The organism is Mycolicibacter senuensis, from assembly GCF_003284925.1.
Lineage (GTDB): Bacteria > Actinomycetota > Actinomycetes > Mycobacteriales > Mycobacteriaceae > Mycobacterium > Mycobacterium algericum_A.
The window spans coordinates 1-16479 of record NZ_QMEX01000085.1; the positions used below are offsets into that span (position 1 = coordinate 1).

A 16479-nucleotide genomic window follows, 5' to 3' on the forward strand; every position below is an offset into this window, starting at 1 on the left:
GACCGGCGCACCCGCCGCCGACGGGGCAGACCAGGACAAGGGCGAGCCCCGTAAGCAGGGCGAGGCCACCAAGCAGGGCGACGGCAACAAGCAGGACAAACAGGACAAGCCCGAGGAGAAGGCCGAGCAGACCGGTGGCCGCGGCGACGGCGCCAAGTCCGACGACGCCGCTGGGGGCAAGGGCGATCAGGCCAAGGGCGACCAGGGCAAAGGCGACCAGAGCAAGGGCGATCAGGGCAGGGGCGACGAGCAGAACCGCGGCCAGCAGGGCCAGCAGAACGCCGATGACGACGACGGGCGCGGCGGTCGGCGCGGCCGCCGGTTCCGTGACCGGCGGCGCCGGGGCGAACGCGGCGGTGAAGGCGGCGACACCGAGCTGCGCGAGGACGACGTCGTCCAGCCGGTGGCCGGCATCCTCGACGTGCTGGACAACTACGCGTTCGTGCGCACCTCCGGCTACCTGGCCGGCCCGAATGACGTCTACGTCTCGATGAACATGGTCCGCAAGAACGGGCTGCGCCGCGGCGACGCGGTGACCGGCGCCGTGCGGGTGCCCCGCGACGGCGAGCAGCCCAACCAACGGCAGAAGTTCAACCCGCTGGTGCGGTTGGACTCCGTCAACGGCGGGCCCGTCGAGGACGCCAAGAAGCGCCCCGAATTCTCCAAGCTGACCCCGCTGTACCCCAACCAGCGGCTGCGTTTGGAGACCTCGAGCGAGAAGCTGACCACCCGTGTCATCGACCTGATCATGCCGATCGGCAAGGGGCAGCGCGCGCTGATCGTGTCGCCGCCCAAGGCCGGTAAGACCACGATCATGCAGGACATCGCCAACGCGATCACCCGCAACAACCCGGAGTGCCACCTGATGGTGGTGCTGGTCGACGAGCGGCCCGAGGAAGTCACCGACATGCAGCGCTCGGTCAAGGGTGAGGTCATCGCCTCCACCTTCGACCGGCCGCCGTCGGATCACACCCAGGCCGCCGAACTGGCTATCGAGCGGGCCAAGCGCCTGGTCGAGCAGGGCAAGGACGTCGTGGTGCTGCTGGATTCGATCACCCGACTGGGGCGGGCCTACAACAACGCCTCCCCGGCGTCGGGCCGCATCCTGTCCGGTGGTGTGGACTCCACCGCGCTCTACCCGCCCAAGCGGTTCCTGGGCGCCGCGCGCAACATCGAGGACGGCGGCTCGCTGACCATCATCGCCACCGCGATGGTCGAAACCGGGTCCACCGGTGACACGGTGATCTTCGAGGAGTTCAAGGGCACCGGCAACGCCGAGCTCAAGCTGGACCGCAAGATCGCCGAGCGCCGGGTGTTCCCGGCCGTCGACGTCAACCCCTCCGGCACCCGCAAGGACGAGCTGCTGCTCTCGCCGGACGAGTTCGCGATCGTGCACAAGCTGCGCCGGTTGCTGTCGGGGCTGGACTCGCATCAGGCCATCGACCTGCTCATGAGCCAGCTGCGCAAGACCAAGAACAACTACGAGTTCCTGGTCCAGGTCTCCAAGACCACGCCGGGAATGGACAACGACTGACCCGCCGCACCCTGCTGACATTGCGGTCAGGGTCGTGATTGCGATGCGACCACAGCCCGAGCGGCAATCTCAGCGGGGACCCCAGCCCGCGGGCCGGCCCCGCGGAATGCGCATGACCTTCCCGGCGTTTTGGGGGAGTGCCAGCGCAGCTGGCATAATCGAACACCTCAGGTTCCGGTTCACGTCCAGCCCACGGGCGGGGCGACCCGGCGACCCACGATCGAAGAGGACACCATGAAAACTGGCATTCACCCGACCTACGGCGAGACCACCGTGGTCTGCGGTTGCGGCAACAGCTTCACCACCCGCAGCACCAAGGAGAGCGGCCACATCGTGGTCGAGGTCTGCTCGCAGTGCCACCCGTTCTACACCGGCAAGCAGAAGATCCTGGACAGCGGTGGCCGGGTCGCCCGCTTCGAGAAGCGCTACGGCAAGCGCAAGGCCGCAGCCGACGCAGCGGAATCCGCCGACAAGTAGCTTCCTCACCGACGCCCGGAACGTGCCAGCACGTCGCCCGGGCGTCGGCTTGCGTTCGGGGATGGAGGTGAGATGACCCGCAGCATGCAGGCGATCGATGCCCTGCTGGCCGAACACGCCGCGCTGGAAACTCAGCTCGCCGACCCCGAACTGCACAACGATCCGGTCGAGGCCCGCCGGGCCGGCCGCCGGTTTGCCCAACTGGCGCCGATCATCGCCACCCACCGCAAGCTCGAGTCGGCCCGCGGTGACCTGGAAGCCGCTCGCGAACTCGCCGCCGACGACGCGTCGTTCGCCGCGGAGGTGCCCGAGCTCGAAGCCCGGGTCGCCGAACTGGACACCACGCTCACCGACATGCTCGCGCCACGCGACCCCCACGACGCCGACGACATCGTGCTCGAGGTCAAATCCGGCGAGGGCGGCGAGGAGTCGGCGCTGTTCGCCGCCGACCTGGCCCGGATGTACATCCGCTACGCAGAGCGCCACGGCTGGAAGGTGACGGTGCTCGACGAGACCACGTCGGATCTCGGCGGCTACAAGGACGCCACGATCACCATCGCCAGCAAGGGCGACAGCGCCGACGGTGTGTGGTCGAAGATGAAGTTCGAGGGCGGCGTCCACCGGGTCCAGCGCGTGCCGGTCACCGAGTCGCAGGGCCGCGTCCACACCTCGGCGGCCGGGGTGCTGGTCTACCCCGAGCCCGAAGAGATCGCCGAAGTGGCCATCGACGAGTCGGACCTGCGCATCGACGTCTACCGGTCCTCCGGCAAGGGCGGCCAGGGGGTCAACACCACCGACTCCGCGGTGCGCCTCACCCACCTGCCGACCGGGATCGTCGTGACGTGCCAGAACGAGCGGTCCCAGCTGCAGAACAAGGCCCGCGCACTGCAGGTGCTGGCGGCCCGGCTGCAGGCACTCGCCGAGGAACAGGCACAGGCTGACGCCTCGGCCGACCGGGCCAGCCAGATCCGTACCGTGGACCGCAGCGAGCGCATCCGCACCTACAACTTCCCGGAGAACCGGATCACCGACCACCGCATCGGCTACAAGGCGCACAACCTCGACCAGGTTCTCGACGGGGATCTTGACGCGATGTTCGACGCGCTGGCCGCCGCCGACAAAGAAACCCGGTTGCAGGGGACGTCGTGAATCTCCGGGACGCGATCGACTCTGCTGCTGCGCTTTTCGTCGATGCCGGAATCGAGTCGGCCCGCTACGACGCCGAAGAACTCGCCGCTCATGCCGCCGGTACGCAACGCGGCCGGCTGGCGCTGCTGGACCCACCCGACGACGAGTTCTTCGGGCGCTACCGGGAACTGGTCGCCGCCCGCAGTTCCCGGATCCCGTTGCAGCACCTGATCGGGACCGCGGCGTTCGGCCCGGAGACGCTGCAGGTCGGGCCCGGCGTGTTCATCCCGCGACCGGAAACCGAGGCGATGCTCGAATGGGCGCTGGCGCAACCACTTCGCCTGCGCCCGGTGATCGTCGACGCCTGTACCGGCTCCGGTGCCCTGGCGATCGCATTGTCCCGCGCACGGCCCGGTGCCCGAGTACTCGCGGTCGACGACTCCGAGTCGGCACTGAACTACGCCCGGGGCAACTGTGCAGATACGCCGGTGGAGTTGCTCCGCGCCGATGTCACCACTCCGGGTGTGCTCGCGGAACTGGACGGTCAAGTCGATCTGGTGGTCGCCAACCCGCCCTATATCCCCGAGGGCACGGAACTGGAACCCGAGGTGGCCCAGCATGATCCGTCGCACGCATTGTTCGGCGGCCCGGACGGCATGTCGGTGATCACGCCGCTGGCCGTCCTGGCAGCCCGGCTGCTGCGCACCGGCGGCCTGTTCGCCGTCGAGCACGACGACACCACGTCGGCGGCCACGATCGAAACTGTGCGCGGCACCGGTTGTTTCGACGACGTGATAGCCAGATCGGACCTGACGGGACGGCCGCGGTATGTGACGGCAGTCCGGAACGATCAACGATGACAGAGGTTTTCGACTGCGCCGATGCGGCCCAGCGTGCGGCGGGGATCGCCGCCGCGATCGACGCCGTCCGCGGCGGCCGCTTGGCGGTGCTGCCCACCGATACCGTCTACGGCGTCGGTGCCGACGCCTTCAACGTCGCCGGGGTGACCGCGCTGCTGGCGGCCAAGCGGCGCGGCCGCGACATGCCGGTGGGCGTGCTGGTCGGCTCGTGGCACTCCATTGACGGGTTGGCCCTGGTGGTGCCCGACACCGCCCGCGAGCTGATCCGCGCATTCTGGCCGGGCGCGCTCAGCGTGATCGTCAACCAGGCGCCGTCACTGCACTGGGACCTCGGCGACGCCCGCGGCACCGTCATGGTGCGCATGCCACTGCACCCGGTGGCCCTGGAAGTGCTCACGGCCGTGGGCCCCATGGCGGTGTCCAGCGCCAACATCTCCGGTGGCGCGCCGGCCGTGGACGCCGCAGCAGCGCACCGGCAACTCGGCGAGACCGTGGATGTCTACCTCGACGCGGGCGCCGCCGAACAGGGCGAAGCATCCACGATCGTCGACCTGACCGGACCCGCACCGCGCATCGTGCGCACCGGCCCGGTCTCGGCCGAGCAGGTCGGTGCGGTGCTGGGGCAGGACCCGGCGGCGCTGACGGGGGCGCCGTGACCAGCCTGCTGGCGCTGGCCGACCGTGGTGCCGGCGTACCGCTGCGGGAACTCGCGCTGGTCGGCTTGACCGCCGCGATCATCACCTACTTCACCACCGGGCCGGTCCGCTGGCTGGCCACCCGGATCGGTGCGGTCGCCTACCCGCGCGAACGCGATGTGCATGTGCAGCCGACCCCGCGGATGGGCGGGCTGGCGATGTACGTCGGCATCGTCGCCGCGATCTTCCTGGCATCGCAGCTGCCCGCGCTGACCCGCGGCTTCGTCTACTCCACCGGCATGCCGGCGGTGGTGCTGGCCGGCGGGGTGATCATGGGTATCGGCCTGCTCGACGACAAATGGGGCCTGGACGCGCTGACCAAGTTCGCCGGCCAGATCACCGCCGCCAGCGTGCTGGTCACCATGGGCGTCGCGTGGAGTGTGCTCTACATCCCGATCGGCGGCGTCGGCACGGTGGTGCTCGATCAGGTCTCATCGATCCTGCTCACCCTGGCGCTGACGGTCTCGATCGTCAACGCGATGAACTTCGTGGACGGGCTCGACGGCTTGGCCGCCGGCCTCGGATTGATCACCGCGCTGGCGATCTGCATGTTCTCGGTCGGCGTGCTGCAAGACCACGGTGGCGACGTGCTGTTCTACCCGCCCGCGTTGATCTCGGTGGTACTGGCCGGGGCCTGCCTGGGTTTTCTCCCACACAATTTCAGCCCCGCGAAGATCTTCATGGGCGACTCGGGATCGATGCTGATCGGTCTGATGCTGGCCGCGGCGTCGACCACCGCCGCCGGCCCGATCTCGCAAACCGCCTACGGCGCCCGTGACGTCTTCGGGCTGCTGGCGCCGTTCCTGCTGGTAGCGGCCGTGGTCTGCGTACCCGCGCTGGATGTGCTGCTGGCGATCATCCGTCGCACCCGTGCCGGACGTAGCCCGTTCAGCCCGGACAAGATGCATCTGCACCACCGGCTGCTGCAGATCGGTCACACCGAGCGCCGCGTGGTGCTGCTGATCTACTTGTGGACGGCGATCGTCGCCTTCGGCGCGGCCGGAACGATCTTCTTCGACCCGCGCTACACCGGGGCGGTGATGCTGGGTGCGATGCTCATCGCGATTGTCGTTACGCTCATCCCGCTGCTGCGTCGCGGTGACGGACTGGAGAACAGCCCCTACGACACGCGGTAGTAGCACCGTCTAAGATGGTGTTGTAGGTGGTTCCGCAGCGCGATCGGGCATCCGATACGCTCGGCGGGCAACTTCACGACAGTGATGCAGAGCAAGTCGAGATTGGGGTGAGGCGGTGACGACACCAGCGCAGGACGCGCCGTTGGTGTTGCCGTCGGTGGTATTCCAGCCGATTCGGCTGCTGCTCATTTGCATCGCGCTGACTGCGGTGGCGACGTTGGCCGCGGCCGGGCTCGGTCATGTGATGTTCGGGGCGTTCTTCGGCTTCGGGCTGGCCCTCGGATTGGTCAACGCGCTGCTGATTCGCCGCTCGGTTCAGTCGATCACCGCCCAAGACCACCCGCTGAAATCGAAGATGGCCATGAACTCCGCGACCCGCCTGCTGGTCATCACGGTCGTCGGTCTGGTCGTCGCCTACCTGTTTCGCCCCCAGGGCCTGGGTGTGCTGTTCGGGCTGGCGCTGTTCGAGGTTCTCTTGGTGGCTACCACCGCACTGCCGGTGATGAAGAAGCTGCGCAGCGAAGCAGCGGCCGGCTCAGATGCTCTTGGCACGGAAGGGACTGCACAGTAGCGATGATCGAGACCACCCTGGCCGAGGCCGCGATCGAAGTCGGCCACCACGAGACCGCCGTCTGGCCGGTGCTCGGGACCGTCAACATCGACACGATCACCTCCAGCGCTATCGCCGCTGTGGTCGTCATCGCGTTGGCGTTCTATCTGCGGGCCAAGGTCACCTCGACCGGGGTTCCCGGCGGTGTCCAGTTGTTCTTCGAGGCGATCACCGTTCAGATGCGCAATCAGATCGAGGGTGCGATCGGCATGCGGATCGCCCCGTTCGTGTTGCCGCTGGCCGTGACCATCTTCGTGTTCATCCTGGTGTCCAACTGGATGGGGGTGTTCCCCGTGCAGTACTCGGATGCCTCCGGAACCAAGGAACTTTTCGCCCCGCCTGCCTCCGACATCAACTACGTGTTGGCGTTGGCCATGTTCGTGTTCTTCTGCTACCACCTGGCCGGGTTCTGGCGCCGCGGCTTCCTGGGCCACCCGTGGCGGGTGCTCAAGGGGCACGTGGCCATCCTGGCTCCGATCAACCTGGTCGAGGAGATCGCCAAGCCGGTTTCGCTGTCGCTGCGACTTTTCGGCAACATCTTCGCCGGCGGCATCCTGGTCGCGCTGATCGCGATGTTCCCGCCCTACATCATGTGGGCGCCCAACGCGATATGGAAAGCGTTCGACTTGTTCGTCGGTCTGATCCAGGCCTTCATCTTCGCGCTGCTGACCATCTTGTACTTCGCGCAGGCGATGGAGATGGACGAACATGCAGACCACTAGTAACCAGCAAGCCTGACACCACAACAAAGACCTGGTAGAGAACTACCAGCTAGCAAGGAGGAAAAGTATGGACCCCACAATCGCGGCCGGCGCCCTCATCGGCGGTGGCCTCATCATGGCCGGTGGCGCGATCGGTGCCGGTATCGGTGACGGCATCGCGGGTAACGCCCTGATCTCCGGAATCGCGCGGCAGCCCGAGGCGCAGGGCCGGCTGTTCACCCCGTTCTTCATCACCGTCGGTCTGGTCGAGGCGGCCTACTTCATCAACCTCGCGTTTATGGCGCTGTTCGTCTTCGCCACTCCGGTCGGTTAGTCCGCTCCTATGGGTGACATGAGCGTCGTCGTCCTGGCCGCGACCCGCCAGGTCGCCGCGGGGGCTGAGGAAGGCGAGACCGCCAACTTCCTGCTTCCCAACGGCACCTTCTTCGTCGTGCTGGGCATTTTCTTGGTCGTGCTCGGTGTGATCGGCACCTTCGTGGTGCCGCCGATCATGAGGGTGTTGCGGGAGCGCGACAACATGGTCACCAAGACTCTCGCCGACAACCGGGAGTCAGCCGAGCAGTTCGCGGCCGCCGAGGCGGACTACGAGAAGCAGATGGCGGCTGCGCGCCTGGAGGCGACGACGGTGCGCGACGAGGCTCGAGCCGAGGGCCGCAAGGCCATCGACGAGCAGCGGTCGGCGGCGGAGGCGGAGGTGGCAACCACGTTGCAGGCCGCCAACGAGCAACTCAAGCAGGAAGGCAATGCGGTGAGTGAGCAGTTGCAGGCCCGGGTGGCGACCCTGTCAGCCACACTGGCCGGTCGGATTCTCGGCGTCGAGGCCGAGACACTCTCCGCGGCGAACACGGGGCGGTAGCAACAGAGATGTCGACATTCATCGGGCAGCTGGTCGGCTTTGCCGTCATCGTCTGGTTGCTGGTCAAGTTTGTGTTTCCGCCGGTGCGCCGACTGATGGCGGACCAGCAGGAGTCGGTGCGTCGCCAGCTGGAGGAGGCCGCTGCGGCCGCTGCCCGGCTGACCGAGGCCGGCCAGGCGCACGCCACTGCGATCGCCAACGCTGAGACCGAGTCGCAGCGGGTGACCGCCGAAGCCCGCACCGACGCTGAGCGGATCGCTGAGCAACTGCGCGGACAGGCCGGCGTCGAAGCGGAGCGCGTCAAGTCCGCCGGCGGCCAGCAGGTGGGCCTGATGCGTGCGCAGCTGATTCGCGAACTGCGTGCCGGCCTCGGGGCCGAAGCGGTCCAGCGGGCGGCCGAGCTGGTTCGCGACCACGTCGCCGACCCGCAACGCCAGGCCGCAACCGTCGACCGGTTCCTCGACGAACTCGATGCGATGGCGCCGAAGTCGGTCGAGGTCGAGTCACCGATTCTGGCCCGCATGCGCTCCGCCAGCCGGGCGGCCCTCAAGGGCCTGCTGGACAAGTTCGACACGGTGGCAGACAGCCTCGATGAGCAGGGGCTGACCGCGCTGGCCAGTGACCTCACCGCGGTCGCCGAGGTGTTGGAGCGCGAGACCGTGGTGGCACGGCACCTGACGGCGCCGACCGAAGACCCCGCTCCGAAGGTTCGTCTGGTGCAGCGGTTGTTCTCCGGCAAGATCGGTGATCCGGCCCTGACGCTGGTCTCCGACGCCGCCTCGGCCCGTTGGTCCAACGATGGCGACCTCATCGCGGCGACCGAACACGTTGCACGGCAGGCGCTGCTGCTGTCTGCCGAACGCGCGGACAGCCTCGACGAGGTGGAAGATCAGCTGTTCCGGTTCTCCCGCATCCTCGACGCCCAGCCCCGGCTGGACACGCTGCTCAGCGACACCGCAACGCCGGCCGCCGGCCGAGTCGGGCTGGTGCGCAACGTCATCGGTGGCGGCAGTGGTGCGAACTCGATCACCACCGCGCTGCTGGAGCAGACGGTCCGGCTGCTGCGCGGTCAGTCCGCGCAGCAGGCGATCACCGAACTCGCCCAGATCGCGGTGGCACGCCGCGGCGAAGTGGTGGCGCACGTCGGGGCGGCCGCCGAACTCAGCGACGCCCAGCGCTCCCGGCTCAACACCGTGCTGAGCCGGATCTACAGCCACCCGGTGCGGGTGCAGGTCGGTGTCGACCCCGAACTGTTGGGCGGGCTGGCGATCTCCGTCGGCGACGAGGTGATCGACGGGACGCTGTCCTCGCGCCTGGCCGCCGCAAAGACGCAATTGCCCGACTGACCAAAAACCTAGATTCATCACCAAGAGGCAGGAAGACGAAAAGCCATGGCAGAGTTGACAATCTCCGCTGACGACATTCAGGGGGCGATCGAGGAGTACGTGGGCTCCTTCAGCGCCGACACCGCGCGCGAGGAGGTCGGCACCGTCATCGACGCCGGTGACGGCATCGCACACGTCGAAGGCCTGCCTTCGGTCATGACCCAGGAGCTCCTCGAGTTCCCCGGCGGGGTGCTGGGCGTTGCGCTCAACCTCGACGAGCACAGCGTCGGCACGGTGATCCTGGGCGACTTCGAGAACATCGAGCAGGGCCAGCAGGTCAAACGCACCGGTGAGGTCCTCTCGGTGCCGGTGGGTGACGGCTTCCTCGGTCGCGTGGTCAACCCCCTCGGCCAGCCGATCGACGCCCGAGGCGAGATCGAGTCCGAGACCCGCCGTCCGCTGGAGATGCAGGCTCCCTCGGTGGTGCAGCGCCAGAGCGTGTCCGAGCCGCTGCAGACCGGGGTCAAGGCCGTCGACGCCATGACGCCGATCGGCCGCGGCCAGCGCCAGCTCATCATCGGCGACCGCAAGACCGGCAAGACCGCGCTCTGCGTCGACACGATCCTCAACCAGCGTCAGAACTGGGAGACCGGCGACCCCAAGCAGCAGGTCCGCTGCGTGTACGTCGCGATCGGCCAGAAGGGCACCACCATCGCCAGCGTGCGCCGCGCGCTGGAAGAGGGCGGCGCCATGGACTACACCACGATCGTCGCCGCCCCGGCGTCGGACTCCGCCGGCTTCAAATGGCTGGCGCCCTACACCGGTTCGGCGATCGCCCAGCACTGGATGTACCAGGGCAAGCACGTGCTGATCGTGTTCGACGACCTGACCAAGCAGGCCGAGGCCTACCGCGCCATTTCGCTGCTGCTGCGCCGTCCGCCGGGCCGCGAGGCCTACCCGGGTGACGTGTTCTACCTGCACTCGCGGCTGCTGGAGCGTTGCGCGAAGCTCTCCGACGAGCTCGGCGGTGGTTCGCTGACCGGCCTGCCGATCATCGAGACCAAGGCCAACGACATCTCGGCCTACATCCCGACCAACGTCATCTCGATCACCGACGGCCAGTGCTTCCTGGAGAGCGACCTGTTCAACCAGGGTGTGCGCCCGGCCATCAACGTCGGTGTGTCGGTGTCCCGCGTCGGTGGTGCCGCGCAGATCAAGGCCATGAAGGAGGTGGCCGGCTCGCTGCGGCTGGACCTGTCGCAGTACCGCGAGCTGGAGGCCTTCGCGGCCTTCGCCTCCGACCTGGACGCCACCAGCAAGGCGCAGCTGGACCGCGGTGCCCGCCTGGTGGAGCTGCTCAAGCAGCCGCAGTTCGCGCCGATGCCCGTCGAGGAGCAGGTGGTCTCGATCTTCCTGGGCACCGAAGGGCACCTGGACTCGGTGCCGGTCGAGGACGTGAGCCGCTTTGAAAGTGAGCTGCTCGACCACATCCGGGCCTCCGAGGGCGAGCTGCTGAGCGGGATCCGCGAGTCCAAGAAGCTCTCGGATGAGGCCAGCGAGAAGCTGGTCGAGGTCATCAACCAGTTCAAGAAGGGCTTCGCGGCCACCGACGGCAGTTCGGTGGTGCCCGACGAACGCGTGGAGGCGCTCGACGAGGACCAGCTCGGCAAGGAAGCGGTGCAGGTCCGCAGGGCCGCGCCGGCGAAGAAGAAGTAGTTCCGCAATGGCAGCCACACTTCGGGAACTACGCGGGCGAATCCGCTCGGCCGGGTCGATCAAGAAGATCACCAAAGCCCAGGAGCTGATCGCCACCTCGCGTATCGGCCGGGCGCAGGCCCGGCTCGAAACGGCGCGGCCGTACGCCGACGAGATCACCCGGATGCTCACGACATTGGCCGCCGAGGCGGCCCTGGATCACCCCCTGCTGGTCGAGCGCGAGGAGCGGACGCGGGCGGGGGTGCTGGTGGTCTCGAGTGACCGCGGCCTGTGTGGCGGCTACAACGCCAACGTCTTCCGTCGCGCCGAGGAGCTTTTCGCACTGCTGCGCTCGGAGGGCAAGGAGCCGGTCCTCTACGTCGTGGGCCGAAAGGCACTGGCCTACTACGCGTTCCGGAACTGGGACATCACCGCCTCATGGACCGGTTTCTCCGAGCAGCCGACGTACGAGAATGCCGCTGAGATCGCTGCGACGCTGGTCGACGCGTTCATGTCCGGAGTCGACGACGAGGGCAACGACCCGGGCGCCGACGGGGTGCTCGGCGTCGACGAGTTGCACGTCGTGGCAACCGATTTCCGCTCGATGCTGTCGCAGTCGGCCGAAGCGCGCCGGATCGCTCCGATGCTGGTGGAGTACGTCGGCGAGGAGAGCGGTCCTCGGACGCTGTACTCGTTCGAGCCGGACGCCACCACACTGTTCGAATCGCTGCTGCCGCGGTATCTGACCACCCGCGTGTACGCGGCGTTGCTGGACTCGGCGGCATCGGAGCTGGCCTCACGCCAGCGCGCAATGAAGTCGGCGACCGACAACGCCGACGACTTGATCAAGGCGTTGACACTGGAGGCCAACCGCGAGCGCCAGGCCCAAATCACCCAGGAAATCAGCGAAATCGTCGGTGGTGCGAACGCCCTCGCCGACGCCGCCCGGTAAGCCCCCGCTAAGCACTAGGAAGCGAAGAAGATAATGACTGTTACCGCTGACAAGACAACCGCCGGCCGCGTGGTGCGCGTGACCGGCCCCGTCGTCGACGTCGAGTTCCCCCGGGGCGCGGTGCCCGAGCTGTTCAACGCGCTGCACGCCGACATCACCTTCGAGGAGCTGGCCAAGACGCTGACCCTCGAGGTAGCTCAGCACCTTGGCGACAACCTGGTGCGCTGCATCTCGATGCAGCCCACCGACGGCCTGGTGCGCGGCGTGGAGGTGACCGACACCGGTGCGGCGATCTCGGTGCCGGTCGGCCACGAGGTCAAGGGCCACGTGTTCAACGCGCTGGGCCACTGCCTGGACAAGCCCGGCTACGGCGAGGACTTCGAACACTGGGGCATCCACCGCAAGCCGCCGGCCTTCAACGAGCTCGAACCGCGCACCGAGATGCTCGAGACCGGGCTGAAGGTCGTCGACCTGCTCACCCCGTACGTGCGGGGCGGCAAGATCGCCCTGTTCGGTGGTGCAGGTGTGGGCAAGACCGTGTTGATCCAGGAGATGATCAACCGCATCGCCCGCAACTTCGGTGGCACCTCGGTGTTCGCCGGTGTGGGGGAGCGCACCCGTGAGGGCAACGACCTGTGGGTCGAGCTCGAGGACGCCAACGTGCTCAAGGACACCGCCCTGGTGTTCGGTCAGATGGACGAGCCGCCGGGCACCCGTATGCGGGTGGCGCTGTCGGCGCTGACCATGGCCGAGTGGTTCCGCGACGAGGCCGGCCAGGACGTGCTGTTGTTCATCGACAACATCTTCCGGTTCACGCAAGCCGGCTCCGAGGTGTCGACCCTGCTGGGCCGGATGCCCTCGGCGGTGGGTTACCAGCCGACCCTGGCCGACGAGATGGGCGAGCTGCAGGAGCGGATCACCTCGACCCGCGGCCGGTCCATCACGTCGATGCAGGCCGTGTACGTGCCTGCCGACGACTACACCGACCCGGCGCCGGCCACCACGTTCGCGCACCTGGACGCCACCACCGAGCTTTCCCGCGCGGTGTTCTCCAAGGGCATCTTCCCGGCGGTGGACCCGCTGGCGTCGAGCTCGACCATTCTGGACCCCGCCGTCGTCGGCGACGACCACTACCGGGTCGCCCAGGAGGTCATCCGAATCCTGCAGCGTTACAAGGACCTGCAGGACATCATCGCCATCCTCGGTATCGACGAGCTGTCCGAGGAGGACAAGCAGCTGGTTAACCGAGCGCGGCGCATCGAGCGGTTCCTGAGCCAGAATATGATGGCAGCCGAGCAGTTCACCGGCCAGCCCGGCTCGACGGTGCCGCTCAAGGAGACCATCGAGGCCTTCGACCGGCTGACCAAGGGTGACTTCGACCACCTGCCCGAGCAGGCGTTCTTCCTGATCGGTGGTCTCGACGACCTGGCTAAGAAGGCCGAGAGCCTGGGCGCCAAGCTGTGACACGAAATCCTTTGACCGCGAAAGGCGGTGGGTAGTGGCAGAGATTGACGTCGACATCGTCGCGGTCGATCGCAAGGTGTGGTCGGGCAAGGCGACGTTCATCTTCACCCGCACCACCGTCGGTGAGATCGGGATCTACCCGCGTCACATCCCGCTGGTCGCCCAGCTGGTCGACGACGCGATGGTGAAGGTGGAGCGCCAGGACGAGGACGACCTGCGCATCGCGATCCACGGCGGGTTCCTGTCGGTCACCGAAGAAGGGGTGAGCATCCTCGCAGAGTCGGTGGACTTCGTCGAGGAGATCGATGAGGCCTCCGCCCGGCACGATGCGCAGTCCGGCGACCCCCGTACTGCGGCCAAGGGCCGTGCGCGACTGCGCGCCCTGGGTGTCATCGATTAGCGGAGCGTGAACCGATGAGCACGCCCATGATCGGCATGGTCGTGCTCGTCGCCCTACTTTTCGGCGCGGTGCTGGCGCTGAGTTACCGGCTGTGGAAACTGCGCCAGGGCGGCACCGCGGCGATCATGCGTGACCTGCCGGCCGTAGCGGGACACGGTTGGCGCCACGGCGTGGTCCGTTATCGAGGCGGCGAAGCCGCGTTCTACCGGCTCTCGAGCGTACGGCTGTGGCCCGATCGCCGGCTGTCACGCCGCGGGGTGGACGTGGTGTCGCGGCGCGCACCACGCGGCGACGAATTCGACATCATGACCGATGAGATCGTGGTGCTGGAACTGCGCGACACCACCCAAGACCGTCGGCTGGGTTTCGAGATAGCGCTGGACCGCGGTGCCCGCACCGCATTTCTGTCCTGGCTGGAGGCGCGCCCGTCGCCCCGGTCCCGCCGTCACAGTTACTGATCTGACTGTTGATCTGACGGAATCGTTCGGCGGCGCCTACTTTTCGGGACGGTCGGTGCGCTCGCCGCCCGGCTGCCACAGCACGTCACCGTCGGCGTTGGCCACCCGGCACAGTACGAACATCAAGTCCGACAACCGATTCAGGTACTTCGCCGGCAGCACCGATACGCCGTCGGGATGCGCCTCGACTGCCGCCCACGCCGACCGCTCGGCGCGGCGCGCGGCAGTACGGGCGACGTGCAGCAGCGCCGACAGCGGCGAACCGCCGGGCAGGATGAACGAGTTCAACGCCGGCAGCGGCTCGTTGTATTCATCGCACCACGCCTCCACCCGATCGATGTAGTCCTGGGTGATGCGCAGCGGCGGGTACTTGGGGTTCTCCACCACGGGAGTGGCCAGGTCGGCGCCGGCGTCGAACAGATCGTTCTGGATGCGCAGCAGCGTCGCGCTGACCGATTCGTCGGGCTTGCCCAGCGCGATCGCGACACCGATCGCGGCGTTGGCCTCCTCGACATCGGCGTAGGCCACCAGGCGCGGGTCGGTCTTGGGAACCCGGGAGAAATCGCTCAAACCCGTGGTGCCGTCGTCGCCGGTGCGGGTGTACACGCGGGTGATATGCACTGCCATGGCTCAAACCGTACCGGGCGCGACAACCGGTGCGAGCCGGGCGGGGCTCAGCGCCGGGATTCGGTCGGGGTCAGCGGCCAGTCGTCACTACACTGACGCGCGTGGGTGAGCGTTTCGTGGTTACCGGCGGCAACCGGCTGTCCGGAGAGGTGGCCGTCGGCGGCGCTAAGAACAGCGTCCTCAAACTGATGGCGGCGGCGCTGCTGGCCGAGGGCACCAGCACCATCACCAATTGCCCGGACATCCTCGACGTGCCGCTGATGGCCGAGGTGCTGCGCGGCCTGGGCGCCAACGTCGAGCTCGACGGGACCACGGTGCGGATCACCTCGCCTGACGAACCCAAGTACGACGCCGACTTCGCCGCGGTCCGGCAGTTCCGGGCCTCGGTGTGTGTGCTGGGGCCGTTGGTGGGCCGCTGTCTGCGCGCGAAGGTCGCCTTGCCGGGTGGCGACGCGATCGGATCGCGACCGCTCGACATGCACCAGGCCGGCCTGCGTCAGCTGGGCGCCACCTGCAATATCGAGCACGGGTGTGTGGTCGCGCATGCCGAGGCGCTGCACGGCGCCGAGATCCAGTTGGAGTTTCCCTCGGTCGGCGCCACCGAGAACATCTTGATGGCGGCAGTGCTGGCCGAAGGCGTCACGACCATCCACAACGCGGCGCGCGAGCCCGACGTCGCCGACCTGTGCACCATGCTCAACCAGATGGGTGCGCAGATCGAGGGCGCGGGTTCGCCGACGCTGAAGATCACCGGGGTGCCGCGGCTTTACCCGACCGAACACGAGGTGATCGGGGACCGGATCGTTGCCGCAACCTGGGCCATCGCCGCGGTGATGACTCGCGGCGACATCGCGGTAACCGGGGTGGACCCGGCCCATTTGCAACTTGTGCTGCACAAGTTGCACGACGCCGGGGCGACCGTCACCCAGCACGACAACGGCTTCCGGGTGGTCCAGTACGACCGCCCGAAGGCCGTTAATGTCGCGACCTTGCCGTTCCCGGGGTTCCCGACCGATCTGCAGCCGATGGCGATCGGCCTGGCGGCGATTGCTGACGGAACGTCGATGATCACCGAGAACGTCTTCGAGGCGAGGTTCCGGTTCGTCGAGGAGATGATCCGGCTGGGCGCCGACGCCCGCACCGACGGACACCACGCGGTGGTGCGCGGCCTGCCGCAGCTCTCGAGTGCGCCGGTGTGGGCGTCCGACATCCGTGCCGGTGCCGGTCTGGTCCTTGCGGGCCTGGTCGCAGACGGTGACACGGAAGTCCACGACGTCTACCACATCGATCGGGGGTACCCGTTGTTCGTGGAGTACCTGGCCGGTCTCGGCGCCGAAATCGAGCGTGTAAGATAGGTGAGGCCGGCGCCCCGCAACGGGGATCGTCGAGCCGTCTGGAAGACCTTCTGGTAGCCCCGAAAAGTTCGGAGTTGACTCAACTCCGGGTACCGAGTAGAATGGCGAGGTTGCCTGAAACCGGGCGTGTTGTTTGAGAACTCAATAGTGTGTTTGGTGGTTTTTGTTTGTTGTTGTTTTTGCCG

Annotated in this window: 18 protein-coding genes; 17 read left to right on the forward strand and 1 reads right to left on the reverse strand. The window is 67.6% G+C overall.

Features of this window, described 5'->3' with window-relative positions; translation table 11 throughout:
- From rho to DQP56_RS16920, 16 genes are all read left to right on the forward strand, one after another.
- Positions 1-1534, forward strand: a 1534-nt coding sequence (rho, locus tag DQP56_RS16845) for a transcription termination factor Rho (protein ID WP_112687322.1), incomplete at its 5' end; no start/stop codon positions are given.
- A 234-nt stretch (positions 1535-1768) separates the two neighbouring features.
- Positions 1769-2011: a 50S ribosomal protein L31 gene (rpmE, locus tag DQP56_RS16850; RefSeq protein ID WP_112687324.1), complete on the forward strand. Its 243-nt coding sequence runs from the start codon at positions 1769-1771 to the stop codon at positions 2009-2011.
- A gap of 72 nt (positions 2012-2083) precedes the next feature.
- The gene (prfA, locus tag DQP56_RS16855) at positions 2084-3160 is read left to right on the forward strand and encodes a peptide chain release factor 1 (RefSeq protein ID WP_112687326.1); all 1077 of its coding nucleotides are present in this window, start codon (positions 2084-2086) and stop codon (positions 3158-3160) included.
- The gene (gene prmC, locus DQP56_RS16860) at positions 3157-3999 is read left to right on the forward strand and encodes a peptide chain release factor N(5)-glutamine methyltransferase (protein ID WP_112687328.1); all 843 of its coding nucleotides are present in this window, start codon (positions 3157-3159) and stop codon (positions 3997-3999) included. Before prfA ends, prmC begins: the two co-directional genes overlap by 4 nt.
- On the forward strand, positions 3996-4655 hold the full coding sequence (locus tag DQP56_RS16865; RefSeq protein ID WP_112687330.1) for an L-threonylcarbamoyladenylate synthase: 660 nt from the start codon (positions 3996-3998) through the stop codon (positions 4653-4655). The genes prmC and DQP56_RS16865 overlap by 4 nt, the downstream gene beginning before the upstream one ends.
- Positions 4652-5830, forward strand: coding sequence for a glycosyltransferase family 4 protein (locus tag DQP56_RS16870; RefSeq protein WP_205868901.1), 1179 nt, complete (start codon positions 4652-4654; stop codon positions 5828-5830). The genes DQP56_RS16865 and DQP56_RS16870 overlap by 4 nt, the downstream gene beginning before the upstream one ends.
- Positions 5831-5945: 115 nt before the next feature.
- The gene (locus tag DQP56_RS16875; protein WP_083038663.1) at positions 5946-6401 is read left to right on the forward strand and encodes an ATP synthase subunit I; all 456 of its coding nucleotides are present in this window, start codon (positions 5946-5948) and stop codon (positions 6399-6401) included.
- A 2-nt stretch (positions 6402-6403) separates the two neighbouring features.
- The gene (atpB, locus tag DQP56_RS16880) at positions 6404-7162 is read left to right on the forward strand and encodes a F0F1 ATP synthase subunit A (RefSeq protein WP_013828244.1); all 759 of its coding nucleotides are present in this window, start codon (positions 6404-6406) and stop codon (positions 7160-7162) included.
- A gap of 67 nt (positions 7163-7229) precedes the next feature.
- Positions 7230-7475, forward strand: coding sequence for a F0F1 ATP synthase subunit C (locus tag DQP56_RS16885; protein ID WP_011893196.1), 246 nt, complete (start codon positions 7230-7232; stop codon positions 7473-7475).
- 9 nt (positions 7476-7484) lie between these two features.
- Complete coding sequence (locus DQP56_RS16890; RefSeq protein ID WP_083038665.1) at positions 7485-8018, forward strand: F0F1 ATP synthase subunit B; 534 nt, start codon at positions 7485-7487, stop codon at positions 8016-8018.
- A gap of 8 nt (positions 8019-8026) precedes the next feature.
- Positions 8027-9364, forward strand: coding sequence for a F0F1 ATP synthase subunit B/delta (locus DQP56_RS16895; protein ID WP_112687332.1), 1338 nt, complete (start codon positions 8027-8029; stop codon positions 9362-9364).
- A gap of 45 nt (positions 9365-9409) precedes the next feature.
- Complete coding sequence (gene atpA, locus DQP56_RS16900; protein WP_112687334.1) at positions 9410-11059, forward strand: F0F1 ATP synthase subunit alpha; 1650 nt, start codon at positions 9410-9412, stop codon at positions 11057-11059.
- A 7-nt stretch (positions 11060-11066) separates the two neighbouring features.
- Positions 11067-11990, forward strand: coding sequence for a F0F1 ATP synthase subunit gamma (locus DQP56_RS16905; protein ID WP_112687336.1), 924 nt, complete (start codon positions 11067-11069; stop codon positions 11988-11990).
- 33 nt (positions 11991-12023) lie between these two features.
- Entirely contained in the window at positions 12024-13454 is a 1431-nt protein-coding gene (gene atpD, locus DQP56_RS16910) for a F0F1 ATP synthase subunit beta (RefSeq protein WP_112687338.1), read from the forward strand.
- Positions 13455-13488: 34 nt separating this feature from the next.
- Entirely contained in the window at positions 13489-13854 is a 366-nt protein-coding gene (locus tag DQP56_RS16915) for a F0F1 ATP synthase subunit epsilon (protein WP_112687340.1), read from the forward strand.
- A gap of 14 nt (positions 13855-13868) precedes the next feature.
- Positions 13869-14312 carry a DUF2550 domain-containing protein gene (locus DQP56_RS16920; RefSeq protein WP_112687342.1) on the forward strand — a complete coding sequence of 148 codons (444 nt, stop codon included), beginning with the start codon at positions 13869-13871 and terminating at the stop codon, positions 14310-14312.
- A 36-nt stretch (positions 14313-14348) separates the two neighbouring features.
- Here DQP56_RS16920 and DQP56_RS16925 read toward each other — a convergent pair whose 3' ends face one another.
- Positions 14349-14939 (reverse strand): cob(I)yrinic acid a,c-diamide adenosyltransferase, encoded by a 591-nt coding sequence (locus tag DQP56_RS16925; RefSeq protein ID WP_112687344.1) that lies wholly within the window; start codon positions 14937-14939, stop codon positions 14349-14351.
- Between the two features lie 101 nt (positions 14940-15040).
- On the opposite strand from DQP56_RS16925, the gene murA reads away from it, so the two are divergent.
- The gene (murA, locus tag DQP56_RS16930) at positions 15041-16294 is read left to right on the forward strand and encodes a UDP-N-acetylglucosamine 1-carboxyvinyltransferase (protein WP_112687346.1); all 1254 of its coding nucleotides are present in this window, start codon (positions 15041-15043) and stop codon (positions 16292-16294) included.
- The last annotated feature ends 185 nt before the right edge of the window (positions 16295-16479 follow it).

Bases quoted from the DNA above. Each gene is read 5' to 3' on its own strand.
- atpD (WP_112687338.1), top strand. From the start codon at position 12,024: ATGACTGTTACCGCTGACAAGACAACCGCCGGCCGCGTGGTGCGCGTG.
- rpmE (WP_112687324.1), top strand. From the start codon at position 1,769: ATGAAAACTGGCATTCACCCGACCTACGGCGAGACCACCGTGGTCTGC.
- DQP56_RS16885 (WP_011893196.1), top strand. From the start codon at position 7,230: ATGGACCCCACAATCGCGGCCGGCGCCCTCATCGGCGGTGGCCTCATC.
- atpB (WP_013828244.1), top strand. From the start codon at position 6,404: ATGATCGAGACCACCCTGGCCGAGGCCGCGATCGAAGTCGGCCACCAC.
- DQP56_RS16865 (WP_112687330.1), top strand. From the start codon at position 3,996: ATGACAGAGGTTTTCGACTGCGCCGATGCGGCCCAGCGTGCGGCGGGG.
- DQP56_RS16925 (WP_112687344.1), bottom strand. From the start codon at position 14,939: ATGGCAGTGCATATCACCCGCGTGTACACCCGCACCGGCGACGACGGC.
- DQP56_RS16895 (WP_112687332.1), top strand. From the start codon at position 8,027: ATGTCGACATTCATCGGGCAGCTGGTCGGCTTTGCCGTCATCGTCTGG.
- atpA (WP_112687334.1), top strand. From the start codon at position 9,410: ATGGCAGAGTTGACAATCTCCGCTGACGACATTCAGGGGGCGATCGAG.
- DQP56_RS16920 (WP_112687342.1), top strand. From the start codon at position 13,869: ATGAGCACGCCCATGATCGGCATGGTCGTGCTCGTCGCCCTACTTTTC.
- DQP56_RS16905 (WP_112687336.1), top strand. From the start codon at position 11,067: ATGGCAGCCACACTTCGGGAACTACGCGGGCGAATCCGCTCGGCCGGG.
- prfA (WP_112687326.1), top strand. From the start codon at position 2,084: ATGACCCGCAGCATGCAGGCGATCGATGCCCTGCTGGCCGAACACGCC.
- DQP56_RS16890 (WP_083038665.1), top strand. From the start codon at position 7,485: ATGGGTGACATGAGCGTCGTCGTCCTGGCCGCGACCCGCCAGGTCGCC.